We start from the raw sequence: 22697 nt of genomic DNA on the forward strand, positions 1-22697 counted from the left end.
TCGGCGCGTGGTCGGGCGGCGGCGACTGCGGTGTGCCGGGCTCCGTGGGCCCGTGAGGTGCGTCGTGGTTCCCCGGCGGGCGCCGGGGAACCGGGGGCGGGAGTGCCGGGGGCTGTGCGGGGGTGTCGGAGCGTGGACACGGGACGGCCGATGGCCGGGTCAGTTCAGGACCTGTCCGGAAGGGCTCTCTGCTGCCTTCTCCGCCGCCAGGGCGGCCGTCTCCGACTCGCGGTGCCAGCCGTGCTCACCGCGGGCCCTCAGCCATGCCGTGGTCTCGTCCGGTGGCATCGCCGCGGCCACCAGCCAGCCCTGGACGGCGTCACAGCCGAGGTCGCGCAATCGCTCCCAGGTCTCGTCGTCCTCGACGCCCTCCGCGACGACCACCAGGCCGAGCGAGTGCGCGAGGTCGAGGGTGCAGCGGACGATCTCGGCGTCCTCGTTGTCCACGGCCAGCCGCGCCACGAACGAGCGGTCGATCTTGAGTTCGCTGACCGGCAGGCGCCTGAGGTGGACGAGGGAGGAGTAGCCGGTGCCGAAGTCGTCGAGGGACATCTTCACGCCGTGAGCGGTCAGCCCGGCGAGGGTGTCGGCAGCCCGCTGCGGATCTTCCAGCAGGACGTGCTCGGTTATCTCCAGCTGGAGCGAGCCGGGTGGGACCCGGTGGCGGGCGAGGCGCGCGGCGACCGCTCCGGCGAAGCCCGGGGAGTGCACGTCGCGGGGTGAGACGTTGACGGCGACGGGCACCTCCAGGCCCATCGCGCGCCAGCGCGCCACCTGGGCGAGCGCTGTCTCCAGGACGTACTCCGTCAGCCGTGGCATCAGGCCGGAGGACTCGGCGATGGCGATGAATTCGTCCGGTGGCACTCTGCCGCGGTCCGGGTGCACCCAGCGGACCAGTGCCTCCAGGCCCGCGACATGGCCGTCGAAGCCGACCTTGGGCTGGTAGTGCAACTCGACGTCGCCGGCGTCCAGGGCGCGGCGCAGGTCGCCCAACAGGCCGAGCCGGTCGGGGGTGTTGCCGTCGCGCTTGGCTTCGTAGAGCTCCACGCCGCTGCGGTCGCGCTTGGCCTGGTACATCGCCACATCCGCGCGGCGCAGCAGCCCTTCGGCGTCGAGGGCGTGGTCGGGGAAGACGGCGACGCCGGCGCTGGCTTCCAGCACGAGCGTCAGGCCGTCGAGGTCCAGCGGGGACCCGAGGGCGGCGACGAGGTTGCGCGCCACCCGCTGGGAGCTGGTGAGGGAGTCGGTGGTCGGCAGCAGGACGGCGAACTCGTCGCCGCCGAGCCGGGCCGCCTCGGCGCCGCGCGGCAGGGCGTGCCGCAGTCGGTCGGCGATCTGCAGCAGCAGGCGGTCACCGGCGAGGTGGCCGAGGGTGTCGTTGACGGAGCGGAAGCGGTCCAGGTCGATGAGGACCAGCGCCGAGCGGGCGCCGACCCGTTCGGCCTCGTCCAGCGCGGTCCAGGTGCGCTCCAGCAGCCACTGGCGGTTGGGCAGACCGGTGAGTGGATCGCGCAACTGCTCCTCGGCGCGGGCCCTGGCGATCCAGAGCGTGGAGTCCAGGGCGATGAGCGGGACGGCGAACAGGGGCAGCAGGAGCGGTGCGTGGACGGCGCAGATGGCGATCAGCGGGGAGATCCCGAGCAGCGCGACGCCGACGAGGGCCTGCCGGACAACGGCCGTCCGGGCGATGGTGGGCAGTCCGCCGGTGTGCGGCGTCAGGGTGAGCCACAACAGCCCCCGGCTGACGAGGAGATAGCCGCCGGCCGCGGTGACGACCTCCGGAAGCACCGACAGGTCCCAGGCGTCCGGCGTCCAGGGCTGCCGGACGCTGGAGACGACACCGAAAGCGGCCAGGCCGAGCGCCGCTGCGCCGATGCCGAGGAGGTCGACGGCGCCGTGCACCACGGCCTGTCGCCAGCGGTGCCGGCGGGCGGCGCCGACGAGCACGACGACGGCGAGGCTGACCAGGACCGCGGGCAGCCAGCCGTAGAGGAGCAGGACGGCGATGGCGAGGGCCGCGCCGGAGCCCGTGCCGCCCCACCAGCGATCGCGGCCGAGGGCGACCAGGTGGCCCACGATGACGCCGGTCAGGACCGCCAGCGACCAGCCGACGGAGCCTCCCGGGAAGAGCGCCTCACCGTCGCCGAGAGTCCGGACCACACCCGTGACGAGCGCGAGGCCCGCCACGGTGACGAGGGTCGCGGGCAGCGCGGGCACGACGAGCCGGCGCAGCCGCGACGCCGGAGCGGCGCTGTCGGTCGGTTTCATTCCGATACCTCTCACAGCCGGCTGTGCCCGCGCCACGGCAGGCGCACATCCCAACAGTAGGCCGCGGAAGGCCGCCGCGGGCAGCGATCGGCAGTGGTTGCCCGAATGCGACCTGGCCTCCCGGATCAATCTGATATGCGCCGATGGGCTGACTCCTCACTCCTCCTCAGGCGGAGTGACAGCTACCGCTCGTGCTGCGTCGGGGCCCTGCTCCAGCAGCACGGCGAAGCCGTCATCATCCAGCACTGGGACCTTCAACTGCATCGCTTTGTCGTACTTCGAACCGGGGTTGTCTCCGACCACCACGAAACCGGTCTTCTTCGAAACGGATCCGGTCACCTTCGCTCCGAGACTCTGGAGGGCCTCTTTCGCGCCATCTCTGGTGTGTGACTGAAGTGTGCCCGTTACGACGACGGTGACGCCTTCCAGGGGGCGTGGGCCTTCCTCACCCGATTGCTCCTCTTCCATCCGGACGCCCGCGGCCCGCCAGCTCTCGATGATTTGCTGGTGCCACTCCTCCGCGAACCACTGCTTCAACGAGGCGGCGATGGTCGCCCCGACGCCGTCGACGGCGGCCAACTCCTCCTCGCTCGCGTCCCGGATGCGGTCCAGCGAGCGGAATTCGCGGGCCAGCGCCTCCGCAGCCACCGGGCCCACATGCCGGATCGAGAGCCCTGTGATGATGCGGGCGAGCGGACGCTCCTTGGCGGCCTGGATGTTCTCCAGCATGGCGAGGGCATTCTTCTTCGGCTCGCCCTTTTGGTTGGCAAAGAAGGTGACGACCTTCTCCTCGCCGGTCTTCGGGTCGCGCTTGGGCAGACCGGAGTCCGGGTCGAGGACATAGGACTTGATGGGCAGCAGCTGTTCGATGGAGAGGCTGAACAGGTCGCCCTCGTCCCTCAGCGGCGGCTCGGCGGGCTCCAGCGGCTGGCTGAGAGCGGTGGCCGCCACATAGCCGAAGTTCTCGATGTCCAGGCACTTGCGGCCGGCCAGATAGAACAGCCGCTCGCGGATCTGGGCGGGGCAGGACCGGGCGTTGGGGCACCGCAGGTCGATATCGCCTTCCTTGGCAGGCTGCAGGACCGTCCCGCACTCGGGGCACTCGGCCGGCATCACGAACTCCCGCTCGGTGCCGTCCCGCAGGTCGACGACCGGGCCGAGGATCTCGGGGATGACGTCTCCGGCCTTGCGCAGCACGACGGTGTCGCCGATGAAGACGCCCTTGGCCTTGACCACGTCCTGGTTGTGCAGGGTCGCGAACTCCACCTCGGAGCCCGCGACCGTCACCGGCTCGACGACCGCGTACGGGGTGACCCGACCGGTGCGGCCGACGCCGACCCGGATGTCCACCAGCTTGGTGTTGACCTCCTCCGGCGGGTACTTCCAGGCGATCGCCCAGCGCGGGGCACGCGAGGTCGAGCCGAGCCGCCCCTGGAGCCGGATTTCGTCGAGCTTGACGACCACGCCGTCGATCTCGTGCTCGACGGCCGTGCGGCGGGTGTCGGCGTCGCCGTAGTGGGCGATGAACTCGCGTACCGCTTCGAGGGAGTCGACCACCCGGTTGTGGGCGGCGGTGGGCAGGCCCCATTCGTGCAGCAGGTCGTAGCCCTGCGACTGGCGGTCGATGTCGAGGCCCTCGCGGGCCCCGGTGCCGTGCACGACCATGTGCAGCGGGCGGCCGGCGGTGACCTTGGGGTCCTTCTGGCGGAGCGAACCGGCCGCGGCGTTGCGCGGGTTGGCGAACGGCGGCTTGCCCTCGGCCACCAGGCGTTCGTTGAGTTCGAGGAATTTCTCCATCGGGAAGTAGACCTCCCCGCGGACCTCGACCAGCTCCGGGATCCGCTCGCCCTTGAGGCGGTGCGGGATCTCGGCGATGGTGCGGACGTTGGGGGTGATGTCCTCGCCGGTGCGGCCGTCGCCGCGGGTGGCGGCCCGGGTCAGCCTGCCGTGCTCGTAGGTGAGGTTGACCGCGAGGCCGTCGACCTTCAGCTCGCACAGGAAGTGGTACCCGGCGCTCTTCGGATCGCCGCCCAGCTCTCCGGCGAGCCGCTCGGCCCAGGCCGCCAACTCGTCGTTGTCGAAGGCGTTGTCGAGGGAGAGCATCCGCTCGCGGTGCTCGACCTCGGTGAACTCCGTGGCGTACGCCCCGGCGACCTTCTGGGTGGGCGAGTCCGGGGTGCGCAGCTGCGGGTATTCGTCCTCCACGGCCTCCAAGGAGCGCAGCAGCTTGTCGAACTCCGAGTCGCTGACGACCGGGGCGTCCTTCACGTAGTAACGGAAGCGATGCTCCTCGATCTGCTCAGCGAGCTGCGCGTGCTTCTCCCGAGCCGCCGCGGGCACCTCGGATACCGCTGCGTGCTGTTCGCCAGCCACCGTCTTGTCCTCCCGTGGTCCTTGAGTGCCGTCACTCAGGGTTGTCTGCGAGCGATCTCGCCGCCCGGACGCAGTGGGCGAGGGCCGAGCGGGCATATCCGGGCGAAGCGCCCGCCAGTCCGCACGACGGGGTGACGACCACGGACTCCGCGAGGGTGTCCGGTGCCAGCCCCAGCCTGCGCCACAGCGTCCTGACACCCATGACGCTACCGGCAGGGTCTGACAATCGGGTGTCCACGCCGGGCACGACGCCGGCGAACAGTGCCGTACCGCCCTCGACCGCCTCTCCGATCGCCTCCTCCTCACGCTCGGTGAGCAGCGAGAAATCGAACGAGACGCCCGTGGCTCCGGCCCGCCGCAGCAGCCCGAAGGGCACCTCGGGGGCGCACGAGTGGACGACCACGGGGCCGCCGTCCGCGGCGCCGATGAGGTCGCGCAGGGCGCCTTCGACCACCACCCGGTCGACGGCCCGGTGGGTGCGGTAGCCGCTCGCGGACCGTACCCGCCCCTGGAGCACCGCCGTGAGCGACGGCTCGTCCAGTTGCAGGACGACCTGGGCGCCCGGCACCCGCCGCCGCACGTCCGCGACGTGCTCGCGCAGACCTTCCGTCAGGGACTCCGCGAGGTAGCGGCAGGCGCCGGGGTCGCTGAGTGCCGCCTCGCCGTTGCGCAGTTCCAGCGAGGTCGCCAGCGTCCACGGGCCGACGGCCGAGATCTTCAGCGGCCCTTCGTAGCCCTGGGTGAACTCCTCCAGGGCGTCGAGGTCTTCACCGAGCCAGGATCCGGCGCGCCGGGTGTCGCGCCCTGGTCGGTCGCTGATCCGCCAGCCGCTGGGCTCGACGTGGGCGTAGACCTCGACGAGCATGCCGATGGTCCGGCCGATCATGTCGGCGCCTGGGCCTCGGGCCGGCAGTTCGGGCAGGTGGGGGAAGGTCTCGACGGACCCGGTGACGGTTTTCGCCGCTTCGCGCGCGTCACCGCCCGGCATCGACCCGATGCCGGTCGCCGCGCCCGCGGCCCACTTGTACGTGCTGTTCTCGCTCACCCGGGAAGGGTATGCGGCGGGGTGAGGCCGGCAGGGCAGGCGGGGGTGGGAGAGATCGGGCGGGCGAGGGTGGGAGAGACAGGGCGGGCGGGGGTGGGAGAGGCAGGGCAGCAGGCGGGGTGTCAGTCGCGGGTGCGGATGCCCAGCAGGGCGACGGCAGCCGCGGCGGCCAGGGCGGCGGCAGTCAGTACGAAGGCGATGCCGGCGCCCTCGTATCCGCCGCCCGCCGCGGTGAGCACCGCGCCCATCCCGGCGATGCCGACCAGCGAGCCGACCTGCCGGTTGGCGTTGAGGGTGGCGCTGCCGATGTCGGCGTGCTCGCGGCCCGCGGCCTCCATCAGGACGCCGGTCAGGGCGGGGGAGCTGACGCCGCCGCCGATGTTGGCGACGGCGAGGACGACCGCGATCACCCAGTAGGGCAGGCCGGGCGCGAGGATCGCGACGAGCACGGCGTAACCGGCGGCGGAGAGGCCGAGGGAGGCGGTGAGCGCGGTGCGGTCGCCGAGTCGTGGCCCGATCCGGGCGTAGAGGATGTTGCCGAACGGGAGGACCAGGACCGCGGGCAGCATCTGCAGTCCGGCGGCCACCGGGGTGGCGCCCCGCGCGGTCTGGAGGAAGAGTCCGAGGACGAACAGCGTGCCGTAGAAGGCGAAGTTGAAGAGGAAGCCGACGAGGTTGGCCGCGGAGAAGCTGCTGTCCGCGAAGAGGGAGACGGGCAGCACGGGATGTCGCGCGGACCGTTCCCGTACCGCGAATCCGGCGCCCGCCAGCGCGGTGACCGCGAAGGCGCCCAGCACCCACGGATCGCTCCAGCCCTTGTCCGGCCCCTCGATGAGTCCGTAGCTGAGCGAGCCCAGGGTGAGCAGGCCCAGGAGGTGGCCGGTGCCGCCGAGCGCGGAGGGGCGCGCCGGTACGGCGGCGATGAAGCGGCGGGTGAGGAGCAGGCCGGCGAGGCCGATGGGGAGGTTGACGAGGAAGATGCTGCGCCAGCCGAGGGTGCCGACCAGGAGGCCGCCGATGGTCGGCGCGAGGCCGACGGAGGTGGAGACGATCGCGGACCAGACCCCGAGGATCCTGGCCCGGCGGCCCGGCTCGGGGAAGGCGTGCATCAGCAGCGACAGCGAGCTGGGCATGAAGAGCGCGGCGCCCGCGCCCTGGGCGACGCGGGCCGCCACCAGGACGCCGCCGCCGGGTGCCGCGGCGCCCAGGAGGGACGCGGCGGTGAAGACGGCGAGGCCGACGAGGTAGATCCTGCGGGCCCCGAACCGTTTGGCGAGCGAGCCGGCGAGCATCAGGAGCGAGGCGAAGGCGAGGACGTAGCCGTCGACGACCCAGGTGAGGCCGGACATGGTGAGGCCGAGCCGGGCGCGCAGGTCGCCCGCGGCGACGTTCATGATGCCGGTGTCCAGGCTGGCCATCACGAATCCGAGTGCCAGTACGAGGAGTTGGGCTCCGCCGCGGGGCTCCCCGCGGGGCCGCCGGGCTGCCGCGCCGTGCCGTTCATTCGCCGGCGCGTGCGGCACCGCGTTGTCGGTGATCATGAGATTTAGTTAAAGCTGTAGCTATCACCGAAGGCAATGGTTACAGCTATAACTTTGCGCAATGCAGACGCTTCACCGGGCGCGCACGAAAGGCCGGAGCCCCGGAGGGATGCTCCGGGGCCCCGGTCGGGTCGCCGGTGGGCGACGGGCGTCAGCCCGCCCGCCCCAGCGCCTTCAACAGGTCGTCGCGGAGCGCGGACCGCTCCCCGTCCGAGAGGTGGTCGAGCGGCGACTCGGTGCCCATCCGCCGCAGCAGGTCGAGCCGCAACTCCCGTCCCGCCTCGGTCAGTACGAGCTGCTTGGCGCGCCCGTCCAGCGGGTGCGGCTGCCGCACGACCATGCCCTGCTTCTCCAGCTTGGAGATGACGTAGGTGACGTTCGGCGGCTCGCAGCACAGCGCCGCGGCCAGCTCCCGCGCCGTCCGGGGCTCCCCGAGCTCCTCCAGCGCCTTGGCCTGCGTCGGTGTGAGGTCCAGCTCGGCGATCCGGCCGCGCTGATGGGCGTCGAGCCGGCGGCTCAGCTCGGTGACGAGACCCCGGATCTCCCGGAACCCGCACCCCGCCGCCGCGGTCGACTTCGCTTCAGTGGTCACCTGTGCAGCGTACGTCGCCGCGCCCGGAAACCACCGGGCCGTACGACGGCGGCGGGGCTCAGCGGCCCGGCCGCACCGACACGTCGTTGATCTCCGCGTCCCGCGGCAGGTCGATGGCGGCGAGGACCGTCGAGGCGACCGACTCCGGGTCGATCCAGCGGGACGGGTCGTACTCCTTGCCCTCCTGCTGGTGGGTGCTCTCCTGCATGGGCGTGGCGGTGCGCCCCGGGTAGACCGAGGTCACCCGGACGGCGTTGCCGTGCTCCTCCGCCCGGAGCGAGTCGGCCAGCGCCTTCAGCCCGTGCTTGCTCGCGGCGTACGCGCCCCACTGCGCGTTGGCGTGCAGCCCCGCGCCGGAGTTGACGAAGACGACGTGCCCCTGGGCGAGCCGCACCATCGGCAGCATCAGCCGGGTGATCTCGGCGGGCGCGACGAGGTTGGCCGCGAGCTGCCGCTGCCACGCCTTGGCGGGAAGGTCGCCGACCGCACCGAGTTCGATGACGCCGGCGATGTGCTGGAGCGAGTCGAGCCGGTCCGGCAGCGGCTGCTGACCGAAGGCCCAGGACAGCCGCTCGGGGGTGGCCAGGTCGCCCACGAGCATCTTGGCGCCGGGGAACTGCTCGGCGAGCTCCTTGGCCCGGACCGCGTTCCGCGCCAGCAACCACAGCTCCTCGCCACGCGCGGCGAGCCGCCGTGCGACCGCCGCTCCGATTCCCGACCCTGCGCCCGTGATCAAGTGCGTACCCATGCCACCGATCCTAACGAGGCATACGGGCGCGGCGGGGGCCGCGCCCGGCGCGGACGACCGCGGCGGCCTCAGCCCTGTACGCCCGCCTTCTCCTCCAGGTAGGCCAGGGCGCCGACGCCGTCCTCCGCGAAGAAGACGAGGTCGGTGAGCGGGATCGGCAGGAAGCCCTCCGCGTCCATCCGCAGGAACTGCTGCTTCAACCCGTCGTAGAAACCGGCCGCGTTGAGCAGCACGACCGGCTTGGTGTGCAGCCCGTGCTTGCGCAGTTCCAGGATCTCGGTGGCCTCGTCGAGCGTGCCCGTGCCGCCGACCATGACGACGACGGCATCGGCGCGGGCCAGCAGCTGCGCCTTGCGCTCGGCGAGGTCCTTGGTGACGACCATCTCGTCCGCGCCCTCGTACGCCTTGTGCGCGAGGAACTCCACGGAGACGCCGACCAGCTTCCCGCCCGCCGCGCGCACACCGTCGGCCATCACCTTCATCAGGCCGGTGTCCGAGCCGCCCCAGACGAGCGTGTGGCCGCCCTTGCCGAGCAGCGTGGCGAATTCGCGGGAGGGGGTGACGTAGCGCTCGTCGAGGTCGGCGGCGGAACAGAAGACGCAGATGTTCATACGCCGAACCCTACGAGTCGCGCGGGGGCCGCGGTACGGGCACCGGAGGGGTGCTGTACCGCGCCCCCTGCGGCGCCCGTCGCGCAGGCGGCCCGCGGAGGGCCAGGCCCGGGGTCGCCGGTCCTGGCAGGATCCAAGGGAAGGCCCTAGATCAGGCCCTGGTCCAGCATCGCGTCGGCCACCCGCTCGAAGCCGGCGATGTTCGCGCCCGCCACGTAGTCGCCGGGCAGTCCGAACCGCTCGGCGGTCTCGTAGCAGGTGTCGTGGATGGTGCGCATGATCGTCGCGAGTTCGCCCTCGGTCCGTTCGAGGGCCCAGGACTCCCGTGCGGAGTTCTGCCGCATCTCCAGCGCGCTGGTGGCGACGCCGCCCGCGTTGGCGGCCTTGCCCGGCCCGAAGGCCACGCCGGCCTCCTTCAGGAGCGTCACCGCCTCCGGGGTGGTCGGCATGTTGGCGCCTTCGGAGACCGCCTTGACGCCGTTGCGGAGCAGGACCCGGGCCGCGTCCGCGTCCAGCTCGTTCTGGGTGGCCGAGGGCAGCGCCACCTCGCACGGCACGTCCCACACCCGCCCACCGGGCACGTACGTGGCCGACACTCCCCGGCGCTCGGCGTAGTCGCTGATCCGGCCGCGCTCGACCTCCTTGATCTGCTTGAGCAGGTCGAGGTCGATACCCTTCTCGTCGACGACGTAGCCGCCCGAGTCCGAACACGTCAGGACATTGCCGCCGAGGGCCTGGACCTTCTCGATCGTGTAGATGGCCACATTGCCGGAGCCGGAGACGACGACCTGCTGGCCGTCGAGCTCCTCGCCGCGTCGCTTGAGCATCTCCTCGGTGAAGAGCACGTTGCCGTAACCGGTGGCCTGCGTGCGACCCGTGGAACCGCCCCAGGCCAGGCCCTTGCCGGTCAGGACGCCGGCCTCCCAGCGGTTGGTGATCCGCCGGTACTGCCCGAAGAGGTAGCCGATCTCACGGCCGCCGACGCCGATGTCCCCCGCGGGGACGTCGGTGTGCTCGCCGAGGTGCCGGTGCAGTTCGGTCATGAACGACTGGCAGAACCGCATCACCTCGGAGTCCGACCGGCCGTGCGGGTCGAAGTCGCTGCCGCCCTTGCCGCCGCCGATGTTCAGGCCGGTGAGGGCGTTCTTGAAGATCTGCTCGAAGCCGAGGAACTTCACGATTCCGAGGTTCACGGACGCGTGGAAGCGCAGTCCGCCCTTGTACGGCCCGAGCGCGCTGTTGAACTCCACCCGGAAGCCGCGGTTGACGTGCACCTTTCCGGAATCGTCCTGCCAGGGCACCCGGAACATGATCTGCCGCTCCGGCTCGCAGAGCCGCTCCAGGACCCTCGCCTCGGCGAACTCCGGCCGGGCGGTCAGCACGGGGGCCAGGGTCTCCAGGACCTCAAGAGCCGCCTGGTGGAATTCCGGCTCGCCGGGGTTGCGTCGCACCAGCTCCGCGTGCAGGGAGGACGGCCCGGTGGACACCGTTCGGCGGCCGGTCTCAGCTTGAACAGTCGACATTGACTTGCGTTCCCTTCGTGGCCCTACGAAAGGCCGCCCGCGGCCCGGATTGCCGAGGCATCCGGCGCGACGGCCCTCTGACGTCTGGTCGCTGGGCCGACCATACTTGCCGGTCCTCGACCCGCGAACGAGGGCAGGCACCCCCACCGAATGGCATGTTCATGCGGTGACAAGATGGGCCGTCCCTGCCATCGATCAGCCAAAGGGCCCGCCCACAGTGAGTCACCAGCCGCCGCAGACACCCCCGTACGGCCAGCCACAGCCACCGACCGGGATGCCGCTTCACGGCAGCGCCCCGCAGCCGCCGGCTCCCGGCGGGCCCCGTGGCCGCCCCGGAATCATCGTTGCCGTCGTCGCCGTTGTGGTGCTCATCACGGGTGGTCTCGTGGCGTGGTGGCTGCTCGGCTCCGAGGAGTCACCACGCGACGGCGCCGCGGCGCGCGGCCTCAGCGCGCCGAAAGTGGTGAAATCAGCCGCTACCGACCTCCTCTATGACAAGAACGCCACGCAACAGCTGTACCCGGCGGCGAAGCAGGACGCCTCGAAATACCCGGAGTTCAAGGGCCTGACGCAGGTCGACTCCGTCTACGTGCCGAAGGACGCGCCCGCCGACCGGCTGGCGGTGCACACCGCCGCGGGGGCGGTGTCCGACCCCGCTCAGCGAATCGAGGCCGCCTTCGGGCCCAACCGGATGGCCGCCGGGCCGAAGACCTTCTCCCTGCCGTCCGCGGAGGCGCGGGACGGGCTGCTGCGCTGCGGCGTCGTCGCCGGGGACGGCGACTACCTGCCGCTGTGCGTGTGGGCCGACAGCGGTTCGGTCGGTGAGGTGCTGCCGTTGGGCGAGGCGCCCACCTCCCTCAGGAAGGTCGACCTGAACGCGTTCGCACACCGGGCCGGCGACTTCTACCGCGCCATGCGGGGCGGCTCCGCGGGTTGAGCGGGCCCTCGTGCGCCCTTTCCCCGGTCTCAGCCGCGGGCCGGGGAAAGGGCGTCGAGGATCCGTTCCGCGACGGCGTCCGGGGTGCGCCCGTCGGAGCGCACCACCGTCCGGGCCACCTCTTCGTAGAGCGGCCGGCGCTCCGACATCAACCCCCGCCAGCGGGTACGGAGGTTGACGGCGAGCAGCGGCCGGGAGGCGTCCCCCGCCATCCGGCGCACCGCCTCGTCGGCGTCCACCTCCAGGAAGACCACCGAGAGGCCCGCAAGCAGCTTGCGGGTGCCGGTGTCGAGGATCGCGCCGCCGCCGAGGGCGAGCACACCGGTGTGGCTCTCCAGGGCGACGCGTACGGCTCGCCGCTCCAGGTCGCGGAAGTACGGCTCACCCTCGTCGGCGAAGATCCGCGCGATCGGTTTGCCCACCGCCGCGACGACGTCCGCGTCGGTGTCCCGGAAGGTGGTGCCCAGCCGTTCGGCCAGCGCCCGCCCCGCCGTGGTCTTGCCGGCGCCCATCGGGCCGACGAGCACCGCCGCCGGGCCGGGTCCGGTCGCCTGCGCGTCCCCGGTCACCGGACGGCCAGGTTGTCGAGGTAGCTGCGGACGTTGCGACGGGTCTCCGGCACGCTGTCGCCACCGAACTTCTCCACCACCGCATCCGCCAGCACCAAAGCCACCATCGCCTCGGCCACGATCCCGGCCGCCGGCACCGCGCAGACATCCGAGCGCTGATGATGCGCCTTGGTCGCCTCGCCCGTGCTCACGTCCACGGTGGCCAGCGCCCGCGGCACCGTCGCGATCGGCTTCATAGCGGCGCGCACCCGCAGCAGTTCACCCGTCGTCAGGCCGCCCTCGGTGCCACCGGAGCGGCCGGAGGTGCGCCGGATGCCGTCGTCCGTCGACACGATCTCGTCGTGTGCCTTGGAGCCCGGCACCCGCGCCAGATCGAAACCGTCGCCGACCTCGACACCCTTGATGGCCTGGATGCCCATCAGGGCGGCGGCCAGGCGGGCGTCCAGACGGCGGTCCCAGTGCACGTGCGAGCCCAGCCCGACCGGCACGCCGTACGCCAGCACCTCGACGACGCCACCGAGGGTGTCGCCGTCCTTGTGGGCCTGGTCGATCTCCGCGACCATCGCCTTGCTCGCATCCGCGTCCAGGCAGCGCACCGGATCCGCGTCCAGCCTCTCCACGTCCGAGGGCTCGGGGACGACGCCGTACGGCGCCTTCGCCGCCGCCAGCTCCACGACATGCGAGACGATCTCGATGCCGGCCGTCTCCTTGAGGAAGGAACGCGCCACCGCGCCCAGCGCCACTCGCGCCGCGGTCTCGCGGGCGGAGGCGCGCTCCAGGATCGGGCGGGCCTCGTCGAAGCCGTACTTCTGCATGCCGGCGAGGTCGGCGTGGCCGGGACGGGGGCGGGTCAGCGGCGCGTTACGCGCGAGCGCGGCCAGCTCCTCCTCATCCACCGGATCGGCCGCCATCACCTGCTCCCACTTGGGCCACTCGGTGTTGCCCACCATGACCGCCACCGGCGAACCCAGCGACAGGCCGTGCCGCACCCCGCCCAGGAACGTGATCTCGTCCCGCTCGAACTTCATCCGGGCACCACGGCCATACCCCAGCCGCCGCCTGGCCAACGCATCCGCCACCAACTCCGTGGTGATCGGGACGCCGGCCGGAAGGCCCTCCAGCGTCGCCACCAATGCGGGGCCGTGCGACTCCCCCGCCGTCAGCCAGCGCAACCTGCTCAACGTGCCACCCCGGTCCCGAAGTCCCTTTCGCCGTGCAGCCATTGGACGGTGTCGTACAGGTCTTCCGCGGTCATCGCGGCGAGCATCGCGTTGCGCTCCTGCGCGGCCTCGCCAGCCGGGTGGTAGAGCTGCCGTCCCATCTCCCGGGCCACCAGCTGCGTCTTCGCGGTGCGCTCGATGCGGACGGCGGCGTACTTCTCCAGCCGCTGCACCACGTCGTCGGCCGGCCCGTCGAGCAGGTCACCGAGGGCCACCGCGTCCTCCAGTGCCTGGCAGGCGCCCTGCGCGGCGTATTGCAGCATCGGGTGGGCCGCGTCGCCGAGCAGCGCGACCCGGCCGTCGGTCCAGGTGTCGGCCGGGTCCCGGTCGCACAGCACCCAGGACTTCCAGTCCTCCCCCAGCTCCAGCAGCCGCCGGGCGACTTCGCCCAGGTCCGGGAACTCGCCGAGCACCCGGTCGCGTGCGGCGGGCACGCCGGCCACCGCCTCGGTGGCGCCGTCGTCGCGGGTCGCGGCGAGGTTGAGGAACTCGCCGCCGCCGATGGGGTAGTGGACGAAGTGCCACTTGGGTCCTGCCCACAGCGTGACGGTGTTCCAGCGCAGCTCTTCGGGGACGCGTTCCATCGGGATGACGGAGCGGTAGATCGTGTGGCCGGAGACCCGCGGTTCGCCGTCGCCCAGAAGCTGCGCGCGGACGGTGGAGCGGATGCCGTCGGCCCCGATGAGGGCGTCGCCGGTGACCCGTTCGCCGGTGTCGAGCACGGCCGTGGCCGAGCCGGCGTCCTGTTCGTAGCGCAGGACCCTGCTGTTCGCGCGCAGTGTGATGGCGGGGTGCGTCCGGCATGCCTCCAGCAGCGGCGCGAACAGGCAGGTGCGGTGCACCACGGCGTAGGGGTTCCGGAAGCGAGCGCGGTAGGCGCCGGTGAGCGGCATCGACTGCACCCGGCGGTCGGTGGTGCCGTCCATGAAGCGCAACTCGTCGATGAAGACGGCGCGTTCGCGGACCGCGTCACCCACGCCGAGCCGGTCCAGGGCGTGGAAGGCGTTGGGGCCGAGCTGGATGCCGGCGCCGAGTTCGGTGAAGTCCCAGCGCTCCAGGACGGTCACCCGGTGTCCGTGCCGCGCCGTGGCCAGCGCCGCAGCGAGGCCGCCCACGCCGCCCCCGGCGATGAGTATCTTCGCCATGTCATGCCTTTCGTTGCGTAGTCGTCCGCGCGCCGTGTTCCTCCGGGTGTCCCGGAACGGCTGCGCGGGGCGCGGCGGACGCGGTGAACTCGTGTGGATACGCGGTGTGTTCCGCGAAGCAGCGCCGCAGTGCCGTGTGGAATCCGGGGAAGGTCTTGGTGACGCAGCCCGGGTCGTCGAGGGTGAGTCCGGGGGCCCGCAGGCCGAGGACGGAGAAGGCCATCGCGATCCGGTGGTCGCGGTGGCAGGTGATCGGGGCCGCCCGCACCCGGCCGGGGTGCACGGTGATCCGGTCCGGCCCGGTCTCGGCGGTGATGCCCAGCGCCCGCAGGTTTCCGGCGACCGCCTCGATGCGGTCGGACTCCTTGAGGCGGGCGTGCCCGATGCCGCGGACGGTGATGGGGGCGTCCGCGAGCGGGGCGATGGCCGCCAGGGTCATGAAGGTGTCGGAGATCTCGCCCATGTCGACGGTGAAGCCGCCGCGCAGGGGGCCGGCGCCGGTGACGGTGGTGGCATGCTCCGCGATGTCCACCCGGGCACCCGTCCTGCGCAGGACGTCGACGAAGCGCAGGTCGCCCTGGAGGCTGCCGCGGCCGAGGCCGGGGACGGTGACGGTGCGTCCGGTGACGGCGGCCGCGGCGAAGAAGTACGAGGCGGTGGAGGCGTCCGGCTCGATGCGCAGCGCCGTGGCGCGGTAGCGGCCGGGGCGGACGGTGAACGTGCCGGCGGCGTCCTCGGTGTCCCCGGTGACGTCGGCACCGAAGTGCCGCATCAGGGCCAGCGTCAGGTCGATGTAGGGGCGGCTGACCAGTCCGGTCACCCGCAGCGTCAGCGGGGTGCGCAGCAGCGGCGCGGCGAGCAGCAGTCCGCTGAGGTACTGGCTGCTGAGGGAGCCGTCGAGGGACAGCTCGCCCCCGTCCGTACCGGCGGCGTCGACGGTCAGCGGCAGTCCACCGCCCGGCGCGAGGGTGACCTTCGCGCCGAGCTCGCGCAGGGCGTCGGCGAGCGGGCGCAGCGGGCGGGCCCGCAGTTGGGCGCTGCCGTCGAAGGTGTAGCGTCCGGTGCCCGCCGCCGCGAACGGCGGCAGGAAGCGGGCGGCGGTGCCGGCGTCCGCGCACCGGATGTGTCCGCCGACGGCCGGTCCGCGGCCGATGCCGCCGACGCCCCAGGCGCCGTCCTGCTCGTCGGTGGTGATCCGTGCGCCCAGTGCGGTGAGCGCGTCGCGGAAGGCGACGGTGTCGTCGCTGACCAGCGGGGCGTGGAGGGTGGAGTGGCCATCGGCGGCCGCGGCGAGGAGCAGTGCCCGGTTGGTGATGCTCTTGGATCCGGGGAGGACGACCTTCATCGTGCGGCCCTCCGGTCGCGGGCGCGCACCCGGGCGAGGGAGGCGCGGGCGGCCGCGGCGACCCTGACCGCGGTGAGTCCGTAGCTCTCGTAGAGGGCGCGGTAGGGCGCGGAGGCGCCGAACCGGTCCAGGCCCATGGTCTCCCCGGCGTCGCCGACCAGGGCGTGCCAGCCCAGGACCGAACCGGCTTCGACGGAGACCCGGGCGGTGACGTCGGGCGGGAGCACCTCGTCGCGGTAGTGGCTGCTCTGTTCGCCGAACCACTCCAGGCAGGGCAGGGAGACCACGCGGGCGGCGATGTTCTCGGCGTGCAGCAGGCGTTGGGCCTCCAGGGCGATGTGCACCTCGCTGCCGGTGCCGAGCAGGAGGACGTCCGGGGTGGTGGGGGTGCCGTCCGCGGTGCGGGCCTCGGCGAGGACGTAGCCGCCACGGGCCGCACCGGCGGCCGGTGCGAGGCCGCTGCCGGGCGCGCGGTCCAGGACCGGCAGATTCTGCCGGGTGAGGCAGAGCCCGGCGGGGCGGTCGGTGTGCTCCAGGACGGTGCGCCAGGCGACGGCGGTCTCGTTGGCGTCGGCCGGGCGGACCACGTCGAGCCCGGGGATGCCCCGCAGGGACCACAGGTGCTCGACGGGCTGGTGGGTGGGACCGTCCTCGCCGAGACCGATGGAGTCGTGGGTCCATACGTAGGTGACGGGCAGGCGCATCATGGCGGCGAGCCGGACGGCGGGGCGCATGTAGTCGGAGAAGACCAGGAAGGTGCCGCCGTAGGGGCGGGTGCCGCCGTGTAGGGCGATGCCGTTGAGTACGGCGCCCATGGCGTGTTCGCGGATGCCGAAGTGCAGGGTGCGCCCGTAGCGGTGGCCGGGGAAGGCGGCGGTGGCCAACTCCTCGGGTATGAAGGAGGGTTCGCCGGCCATCGTGGTGTTGTTGGATTCGGCGAGGTCGGCGGAGCCTCCCCACAGCTCGGGAAGTGTCCCGGCCAGCGCGCTGAGGACGGCGCCGGATGCCTTGCGGGTGGCCATCTCCTGGCCGGGGGTGAATTCCGGCACGTCGTCCGACCAGCCGGGCGGCAGGGTGCGGGCGGTGATCCGGTCGTATGCGGCGGCCCGCCGGGGGAAAGCGGACCGCCAGTCCTGGTGGCGCTTCTCCCATGCGGCGCGGTCCGCGCGGGCGCGGACGGTGACCTGGCGGGCCCGTTCGAGCACGTCGGCGGGCACCTGGAAGGAGCGGGCGGGGTCGAGCCCCATGGCGGCCTTGGTGGCGGCCGCCTCGTCGGCGCCGAGCGCGGCGCCGTGGATCTTACCGGTGTTCTGCTTGCCCGGGGAGGGCCAGCCGATGACGGTGCGCAGCGCGACGAGCGAGGGGCGGCCGGTCTCCGTGCGTGCGGCGCTCAGCGCCGTGTACAGCGCTGGTACGTCCTCGCGGTAGCCGCCCGGCGTCGTCCAGTCCACGCGCTGGACGTGCCAGCCGTAGGCGGCGAACCGGGCGAGGACGTCCTCGGACTGGGCGATCTGCGTGTCGTCCTCGATGGAGATGCGGTTGTCGTCGTAGAGGACGACGAGGTTGCCCAGCTTCTGGTGGCCGGCGAGGGAGCAGACCTCGTGGCTGAGTCCTTCGGCCAGGTCGCCATCGGAGGCGAAGGCCCAGATGGTGTGGTCGAAGGGGCTGTCACCCTCCGGGGTGTCCGGGTCGAACAGTCCGCGTTCGCGGCGCGCGGCCATCGCCATGCCGACCGCGTTGCCCAGCCCCTGGCCGAGCGGCCCGGTGGAGGTCTCCACACCCGGGGTGTGGCCGTATTCGGGGTGTGCGGGCGTCAGACTGCCTTCGGTACGCAGGGACTTGAGGTCCTCCAGCGTGAGCCCGTAACCCGAGAGGTAGAGCTGGGTGTAGAGGGTGAGGGCGGCGTGTCCGCAGGAGAGCACGAAGCGGTCGCGGCCGGCCCATGCGGGGTCGGCGGGGTCGTGCCGCAGCAGCCGCTGGAAGAGCAGATACGCGGCCGGGGCGAGGCTCATGGCGGTGCCCGGGTGGCCGTGGCCGGCCCGCTCGACGGCGTCGACGGCCAGGCCTCGGGCGATGTCCACAGCGCGGCGGTCGAGTGCGGTCCACTCCAGCGGGGCGGGAGCGGCGGGGGCCGGGTTCGGGGCGGGGGGAGCGGTGGTCATCAGGCGGCTCGCTTCCGGTCGAGTACGAGGTCGTGTCCGACGACGAACGCCGACTCGTCGGAGCAGAGCCAGACGACGGAGTCGGCGACCTCGTCGGCGGTGGCGTGCTCCTGGCCGGCCGGCCGGGGCCCGGTGGCGCCCGTCTCCTCGGTGGGGCCGGGGCTGATGGCGTTGATGCGGATGCCGTCGGCGATGTACTCCCCGGCGGCGGCGCGGGTGAGGGTCGTCAGCGCGGCCTTGGAGGCGGCGTACGCGCCGAGGCCGGGGCGGACGCCGTTGCTGAGGAGGTTGCAGGCGGTGTTGACGATGACGCCGCCCCGGTGCTCCTTCATGTAGGCGATCTCGTGCTTCATGGACGTCCACACACCGGTGAGGTTGTGGGCGAGCAGCTCGGTCCAGACGGTCTCGCAGGTGTCGGCGACCGATCGGGCGGGGCCGGTGACGGTGACGTTGTTGAAGGCGATGTCGAGTCCGCCGCAGCGCTCCACCGTGACCGCCACCATGTGGGCGGCGGCGTCCTTTCCGTCGCGGGTCACATCGGTGACGATGCTCTCGGCGCGGCCGCCTTCGGCGCGGATCGTGCGCACCGTGGCGTCCAGTTTCCGGGCGTCGGTGCCGGCGACCACCACGGTGGCACCCTGGCGGGCGAAGGCGAGTGCGCCGGCCCGGCCGATTGCGTCATCGCCGCCGGCGACGAGCGCGACCTTGCCCTCGAATCGTGCAGGCATTGTCCTTCTCCTGTTTCCGCTGGGCCGGCGTCAGCCGCCGGTGTGCGTGGTATGAACTCTCGCCGTGGGACGCCTTTCCGGACAACGACGACGACGGCACTTCGTCAAAAGCGCGTTACTTGATCAGATCGGCCCGCCGGGGGCGCCGGAATTCCCCGGTGCGCCGCGGCGGGCCGGGTGCGGGGAATCCCGGAGTCCGGGATTCCCCACGGGTCATGACGGGGCGTAGGCGAGCCCGAGGCCCATCAGGTCGGGGATGGTGTGGACGCCCTCGGTGGCCGCCTCGACGTCGAATCGGTGCACCACGGTGGGCGGATAGCCGATGAGGTCGGCGGCCCGGGTGGGCAGCGGGATGCTCGCGGCCGCCTCCGATTCCCACAGGAAGACCGCGCCCCAGCCCCCGCCGCCGGCCTCCGACATCCAGAATTTCAGCCGGAGACCGGGGACGTGGGAATAGCGTTCCACCGCCTCCGTCCGCAGGAATTCCCGCAGTGTTTCCGGGGTCTGATCCGATTCCGCGAGATCCCACCAGGCGATGACCGCTTTCATGAGGCGGTCACCTCCTCGGTCCGCAGGACGTCCTGGAGGAGTCCGCCGACGATACGGAGGCCGTCCTCGGTCAGCACGGATTCGGAGTGGAATTGCATCGACGCGAATCCCTGGCCGCGCAGGGCGTGGATCTCACCGGATTCCGGGTCCCGGCTGACCTCCACCACTCCGGCGCGGGCGGTCTCCGCCTTGTCCTCGGTGCTGTGGGCCGCGAAGGTGTTGTAGAAGCCGACCCGCACCCGGGAGCCGAACAGGTCGATGGCGCGCTGCGCGCCCTGGTTGGGCACCTCGCGGCGGACCAGGTCGAAGCCCAGCAGCGTGCTGAGGACCTGGTGGCTGAGGCAGACCGCGAGGAACGGCCGTTGCTCGTCGAGGAGTTGGCTGATCGCCGTGCGCAGATGGGCGATCTTGGGGTGGCGGGCGTCCCGGGGGTCGCCGGGGCCGGGCCCCATGACGACCAGGTCGTAGCCGTCGAAGCCGTACGGCTCGTCGAAGCGGCGCACGGTCACTTCCAGCCCCATCGACCGCAGTTGGTGGTCGATCATGGAGGTGAAGGTGTCCTCCGCGTCGACGACGAGGACCCGTCGCCCGGTGAGGCCGGCGACGGCGTTGACCGCGCGTTCCTCCTCCCCGGCCAGCCAGAAGCCGGCGATGGTGGCGTTGCGTTCGGCGAGCGCGGCACGCACCGTCGCGTGGCCGCCGAACCGTCCCCGCCCCGGTTCGGCGAGCGCGGCGAGCAGTCCGGCGGCCTTGGCGCGGGTCTCGGCGACCTCGGAGAGCGGGTCGGAGTGGCGTACGAGGGTCGCCCCGACGCCGATCCTGAGCCGCCCGCCCCGGTCGATCTCCGCGGTTCGGATCAAGATCGCCGAGTCCAGGGTGCGGGCGCCGTCCGCGTCCCGTCCGATGAGGGCGGCGATGCCGCTGTAGTAGCCGCGTCCCTCCGGTTCGTAGCGGGCCAGCACCCGGGCGGCGCTCTCCAGGGGGCTGCCGGTGACGGTGGGGGCGAAGAGCGTCTCGTGCAGGATCTCGCGCACGTCCCGGGTGGTGTGGCCCTCGATGAAGTACTCGGTGTGCGCGAGCCGCGCCATCTCCCGCAGGTACGGCCCCACGACCCGGCCGCCGCTCTCACAGATCCGGGCCATCATCTTCAGCTCTTCGTCGACGACCATGTACAGCTCGTCGGCTTCCTTGCGGTCGGCAAGGAAGTCCATGACCTCGGGCAGGCTGGGCCCGGCGGGCGGGTAGCGGTAGGTGCCGCTGATCGGGTTCATCACGGCCTTGCCGCCGTGCACGCTGATGTGCCGCTCGGGCGAGGCGCCCACGAAGGTGCGCTCGCCGGTGTGCACGAGGAACGTCCAGTACGCGCCGGCCTCCCGCTCCAGCAGGCGCCGGTAGAAGGTCAGCGCGCTGTGCGGGCCGTAGCCGGTGATGTCGGCGACGAAGGACCGCTTGATGACGAAGTTCGCGCCCTCGCCGGTTCCGATCTCCTCCGCGATGACCCGGCGGACGGTGTCGGCGTAGGCGTCGTCGTCGACGTCGAAGTCGCCGTCGGCCAGCTCGATCGGGGCGTCGGGGATCCGGGACAGCACCTCGGCGACCGCCACCGTCTGCTGCTCCTCGATGGCGAGGGTGAGCAGCGGCGCGCCGTCGTCGGGGGCCTCGAAGCCCCGCTCGGCGAGCTGGCGGTAGGGGACGACGGCGAGCACTTCCTGGCGCCGGCCGGTGTCCGCCGGCCGGTCCGGCAGGGGGATGTCGGCGATGGTGCCGGCCTCCGACGCCGTTCCGGTGAAGACCTCCAGCAGGCCGCGGCCGGTTGCCTCGGGACGGTGCAGCAAGGCGAACGCCGGTGGCCCGGCGGCCAGGACGCGCGCCAGCAGGTCGTCAGTCATGGGCCCCCCTTTCGAGTTGGGTGACGATCTCTTTGGTGGTGGCGACGGCGGCGCAGCGCCGCGCCGCGTACTCCAGCGCCATCCGGTGGTCGGCGGCCGAGAAGTCGGCCACCGCGTCCGCGGCGAGGAACGGCTGGATGTCGCGGGTGAAGGCGTCGACGGCGCTCATCAGCACTCCGACGTGCGCGTACACCCCGCACACCACGAGCTGGTCGCGGCCCGACTCCCTCATGCGGTCGAGCAGGGGGGACTTGTGGAAGGCGCTGTAGCGCCATTTGGTGAAGACCCAGTCGCCGGGCCGCGGGGTCAGCGGCTCGACCACGGTGCGGTCCTCGGGCCCCGGGGTCATGCCGGATCCCCAGAAGTCCCGTAGCAGACCGCGCTGTTGCTCGGTCATGCCGCCCGGCTGTGCGGTGTAGGCGACCGGCATGCCCAGTTCGGCGGCGCGCTCGCGCAGCAGGGCCGCGTGGTGGACCAGCGCGTCGCGGACCGTCTCGGGGAACGGCCGCAGGAAGTAGCGCTGCATGTCGTGGACGAGCAGGACGGCCCGGTCGGGGTCCGCCGTCCAGCCGACGGTGTTCTCGGGCAGATCGCCGGGGCCCGGCATCGGGTAGGGCTCGATCGGGGGGATTCCCGCCATGTTTTCCTCCAGGGGCTCCATGGCCGCGGGTCAGACGCCGAGCGCGGCGCCGCCGTCGACGGTGAGGTCGTGCATGGTGATGTGGGCGGCCTGGTCGGAGAGCAGGAAGGCCACCGCGTCCGCCACGTCCTCGGGGCGGGCGATCTTGCCCAGGGGGATGCCCACGCGGTACGCCTCGGGCCGGCCGTCGATGGTGCCCCGCGGGCCGGACTCGTCCTGCCACATCGAGCTGAGCATCGGCGTCTCCGTGGAGCCGGGGGCGACCAGGTTGCAGCGGATGCCCTCCTTGGCCACCTCCAGGCCCAGGCATTTGGTGAACATCGTGGCCGCGGCCTTGGAGGCGGCGTAGGCGGCCATCTCGACCCGCGCGGTGCCGGCGGCGTTGGACGCGACGGTGACCAGCGCCCCGCCGCGGCCACGCCGGATCATCCGGTTGACCACCGCGCGGGAGACGAAGAAGACGCCGGTGGTGTTGACCGCGAAGGTGACGGCCCAGTCCTGGTCGGTGAGGGCGCGGGCCTCCGAAAGCCGCAGTACTCCCGCGGCGTTGACGAGGAAGTCCAGCGGGCCGAGGGTGTTCTCGACCCGGTCCACGACCGCCTCGACGTCATCGCTCGAGGTGACGTCGCCGGCGAACGCGGCCGCCTCCAGGCCGTCGGCCCGCAGTTTGTCGACCACATCGGCGAGCCGTTCGGCGTCCCGGTCCACCGCGGCCACCTTCGCGCCACGCTCGCCCAGCGCGCGGACGACCGCCGCGCCTATCCCGCCGGCCGCCCCCGTGACGAGGGCGACCCTGCCTTCCATTTCCATTT

At 72.3% G+C, this 22697-nt stretch carries 19 protein-coding genes; 1 reads left to right on the top strand and 18 read right to left on the bottom strand.

Going from position 1 to position 22697, the window contains the following annotated elements; translation table 11 throughout:
* Nucleotides 1–159: 159 nt before the first annotated feature.
* From ACGFZW_RS26695 to gdhA, 8 genes are all read right to left on the bottom strand, one after another.
* Nucleotides 160–2268 (bottom strand): putative bifunctional diguanylate cyclase/phosphodiesterase, encoded by a 2109-nt coding sequence (locus tag ACGFZW_RS26695; protein WP_393895750.1) that lies wholly within the window; start codon nucleotides 2266–2268, stop codon nucleotides 160–162.
* Nucleotides 2269–2424: 156 nt separating this feature from the next.
* Entirely contained in the window at nucleotides 2425–4641 is a 2217-nt protein-coding gene (gene ligA, locus ACGFZW_RS26700; RefSeq protein WP_393895751.1) for an NAD-dependent DNA ligase LigA, read from the bottom strand.
* Nucleotides 4642–4672: 31 nt separating this feature from the next.
* Nucleotides 4673–5686: a methionine synthase gene (locus tag ACGFZW_RS26705; RefSeq protein ID WP_393895752.1), complete on the bottom strand. Its 1014-nt coding sequence runs from the start codon at nucleotides 5684–5686 to the stop codon at nucleotides 4673–4675.
* 122 nt (nucleotides 5687–5808) lie between these two features.
* The gene (locus ACGFZW_RS26710) at nucleotides 5809–7227 is read right to left on the bottom strand and encodes an MFS transporter (RefSeq protein WP_393895753.1); all 1419 of its coding nucleotides are present in this window, start codon (nucleotides 7225–7227) and stop codon (nucleotides 5809–5811) included.
* Nucleotides 7228–7378: 151 nt separating this feature from the next.
* Nucleotides 7379–7819, bottom strand: a complete 441-nt coding sequence (locus ACGFZW_RS26715; protein WP_393895754.1) for a MarR family winged helix-turn-helix transcriptional regulator — start codon at nucleotides 7817–7819, stop codon at nucleotides 7379–7381.
* 58 nt (nucleotides 7820–7877) lie between these two features.
* Nucleotides 7878–8567, bottom strand: coding sequence for an SDR family oxidoreductase (locus ACGFZW_RS26720; protein ID WP_393895755.1), 690 nt, complete (start codon nucleotides 8565–8567; stop codon nucleotides 7878–7880).
* 68 nt (nucleotides 8568–8635) lie between these two features.
* Nucleotides 8636–9178 carry a TIGR00730 family Rossman fold protein gene (locus ACGFZW_RS26725; protein ID WP_393895756.1) on the bottom strand — a complete coding sequence of 181 codons (543 nt, stop codon included), beginning with the start codon at nucleotides 9176–9178 and terminating at the stop codon, nucleotides 8636–8638.
* Nucleotides 9179–9324: 146 nt separating this feature from the next.
* Nucleotides 9325–10701 carry an NADP-specific glutamate dehydrogenase gene (gene gdhA, locus ACGFZW_RS26730; RefSeq protein ID WP_393895757.1) on the bottom strand — a complete coding sequence of 459 codons (1377 nt, stop codon included), beginning with the start codon at nucleotides 10699–10701 and terminating at the stop codon, nucleotides 9325–9327.
* A gap of 217 nt (nucleotides 10702–10918) precedes the next feature.
* Here gdhA and ACGFZW_RS26735 point away from each other — a divergent pair, with 217 nt between their 5' ends.
* Entirely contained in the window at nucleotides 10919–11638 is a 720-nt protein-coding gene (locus tag ACGFZW_RS26735; RefSeq protein WP_393895758.1) for a hypothetical protein, read from the top strand.
* Between the two features lie 29 nt (nucleotides 11639–11667).
* Here ACGFZW_RS26735 and ACGFZW_RS26740 read toward each other — a convergent pair whose 3' ends face one another.
* The 10 genes from ACGFZW_RS26740 to ACGFZW_RS26785 all read right to left on the bottom strand — a co-directional run bounded on the left by ACGFZW_RS26740 (nucleotide 11668) and on the right by ACGFZW_RS26785 (nucleotide 22689).
* Entirely contained in the window at nucleotides 11668–12207 is a 540-nt protein-coding gene (locus ACGFZW_RS26740; RefSeq protein ID WP_393895759.1) for a shikimate kinase, read from the bottom strand.
* Complete coding sequence (gene aroC / locus ACGFZW_RS26745) at nucleotides 12204–13388, bottom strand: chorismate synthase (RefSeq protein WP_393895760.1); 1185 nt, start codon at nucleotides 13386–13388, stop codon at nucleotides 12204–12206. Before aroC ends, ACGFZW_RS26740 begins: the two co-directional genes overlap by 4 nt.
* Nucleotides 13385–14572, bottom strand: a complete 1188-nt coding sequence (locus ACGFZW_RS26750) for a 3-hydroxybenzoate 6-monooxygenase (RefSeq protein WP_393895761.1) — start codon at nucleotides 14570–14572, stop codon at nucleotides 13385–13387. The genes aroC and ACGFZW_RS26750 overlap by 4 nt, the downstream gene beginning before the upstream one ends.
* Before the next feature lies 1 nt (nucleotide 14573).
* Entirely contained in the window at nucleotides 14574–15917 is a 1344-nt protein-coding gene (gene aroA, locus ACGFZW_RS26755; protein ID WP_393895762.1) for a 3-phosphoshikimate 1-carboxyvinyltransferase, read from the bottom strand.
* A complete protein-coding gene (tkt, locus tag ACGFZW_RS26760) occupies nucleotides 15914–18079 on the bottom strand; it encodes a transketolase (protein WP_393895763.1) in 2166 nt (721 codons plus the stop codon). Before tkt ends, aroA begins: the two co-directional genes overlap by 4 nt.
* Nucleotides 18079–18807, bottom strand: coding sequence for an SDR family NAD(P)-dependent oxidoreductase (locus ACGFZW_RS26765; protein WP_393895764.1), 729 nt, complete (start codon nucleotides 18805–18807; stop codon nucleotides 18079–18081). The genes tkt and ACGFZW_RS26765 overlap by 1 nt, the downstream gene beginning before the upstream one ends.
* Nucleotides 18808–19020: 213 nt before the next feature.
* Nucleotides 19021–19356, bottom strand: a complete 336-nt coding sequence (locus ACGFZW_RS26770) for a hypothetical protein (RefSeq protein ID WP_393895765.1) — start codon at nucleotides 19354–19356, stop codon at nucleotides 19021–19023.
* Nucleotides 19353–21245, bottom strand: coding sequence for an anthranilate synthase family protein (locus tag ACGFZW_RS26775; protein WP_393895766.1), 1893 nt, complete (start codon nucleotides 21243–21245; stop codon nucleotides 19353–19355). Before ACGFZW_RS26775 ends, ACGFZW_RS26770 begins: the two co-directional genes overlap by 4 nt.
* Nucleotides 21238–21885, bottom strand: coding sequence for an isochorismatase family protein (locus ACGFZW_RS26780; protein ID WP_393895767.1), 648 nt, complete (start codon nucleotides 21883–21885; stop codon nucleotides 21238–21240). The genes ACGFZW_RS26775 and ACGFZW_RS26780 overlap by 8 nt, the downstream gene beginning before the upstream one ends.
* 30 nt (nucleotides 21886–21915) lie before the next feature.
* Nucleotides 21916–22689: a 2,3-dihydro-2,3-dihydroxybenzoate dehydrogenase gene (locus ACGFZW_RS26785; protein WP_393895841.1), complete on the bottom strand. Its 774-nt coding sequence runs from the start codon at nucleotides 22687–22689 to the stop codon at nucleotides 21916–21918.
* Nucleotides 22690–22697: the final 8 nt, after the last annotated feature.

The sequence above is a fragment of the Streptomyces sp. NPDC048248 genome, assembly GCF_043201875.1.
Lineage (GTDB): Bacteria > Actinomycetota > Actinomycetes > Streptomycetales > Streptomycetaceae > Streptomyces.

Excerpts from the sequence above, each read along its gene's own strand:
- ACGFZW_RS26695 (WP_393895750.1), bottom strand. The coding sequence starts at position 2,268 with ATGAAACCGACCGACAGCGCCGCTCCGGCGTCGCGGCTGCGCCGGCTC.
- ACGFZW_RS26710 (WP_393895753.1), bottom strand. The coding sequence starts at position 7,227 with ATGATCACCGACAACGCGGTGCCGCACGCGCCGGCGAATGAACGGCAC.
- ACGFZW_RS26720 (WP_393895755.1), bottom strand. The coding sequence starts at position 8,567 with ATGGGTACGCACTTGATCACGGGCGCAGGGTCGGGAATCGGAGCGGCG.
- ACGFZW_RS26725 (WP_393895756.1), bottom strand. The coding sequence starts at position 9,178 with ATGAACATCTGCGTCTTCTGTTCCGCCGCCGACCTCGACGAGCGCTAC.
- gdhA (WP_393895757.1), bottom strand. The coding sequence starts at position 10,701 with ATGTCGACTGTTCAAGCTGAGACCGGCCGCCGAACGGTGTCCACCGGG.
- ACGFZW_RS26750 (WP_393895761.1), bottom strand. The coding sequence starts at position 14,572 with ATGGCGAAGATACTCATCGCCGGGGGCGGCGTGGGCGGCCTCGCTGCG.
- aroA (WP_393895762.1), bottom strand. The coding sequence starts at position 15,917 with ATGAAGGTCGTCCTCCCCGGATCCAAGAGCATCACCAACCGGGCACTG.
- tkt (WP_393895763.1), bottom strand. The coding sequence starts at position 18,079 with ATGACCACCGCTCCCCCCGCCCCGAACCCGGCCCCCGCCGCTCCCGCC.
- ACGFZW_RS26765 (WP_393895764.1), bottom strand. The coding sequence starts at position 18,807 with ATGCCTGCACGATTCGAGGGCAAGGTCGCGCTCGTCGCCGGCGGCGAT.
- ACGFZW_RS26770 (WP_393895765.1), bottom strand. The coding sequence starts at position 19,356 with ATGAAAGCGGTCATCGCCTGGTGGGATCTCGCGGAATCGGATCAGACC.
- ACGFZW_RS26775 (WP_393895766.1), bottom strand. The coding sequence starts at position 21,245 with ATGACTGACGACCTGCTGGCGCGCGTCCTGGCCGCCGGGCCACCGGCG.
- ACGFZW_RS26780 (WP_393895767.1), bottom strand. The coding sequence starts at position 21,885 with ATGGCGGGAATCCCCCCGATCGAGCCCTACCCGATGCCGGGCCCCGGC.
- ACGFZW_RS26785 (WP_393895841.1), bottom strand. The coding sequence starts at position 22,689 with ATGGAAGGCAGGGTCGCCCTCGTCACGGGGGCGGCCGGCGGGATAGGC.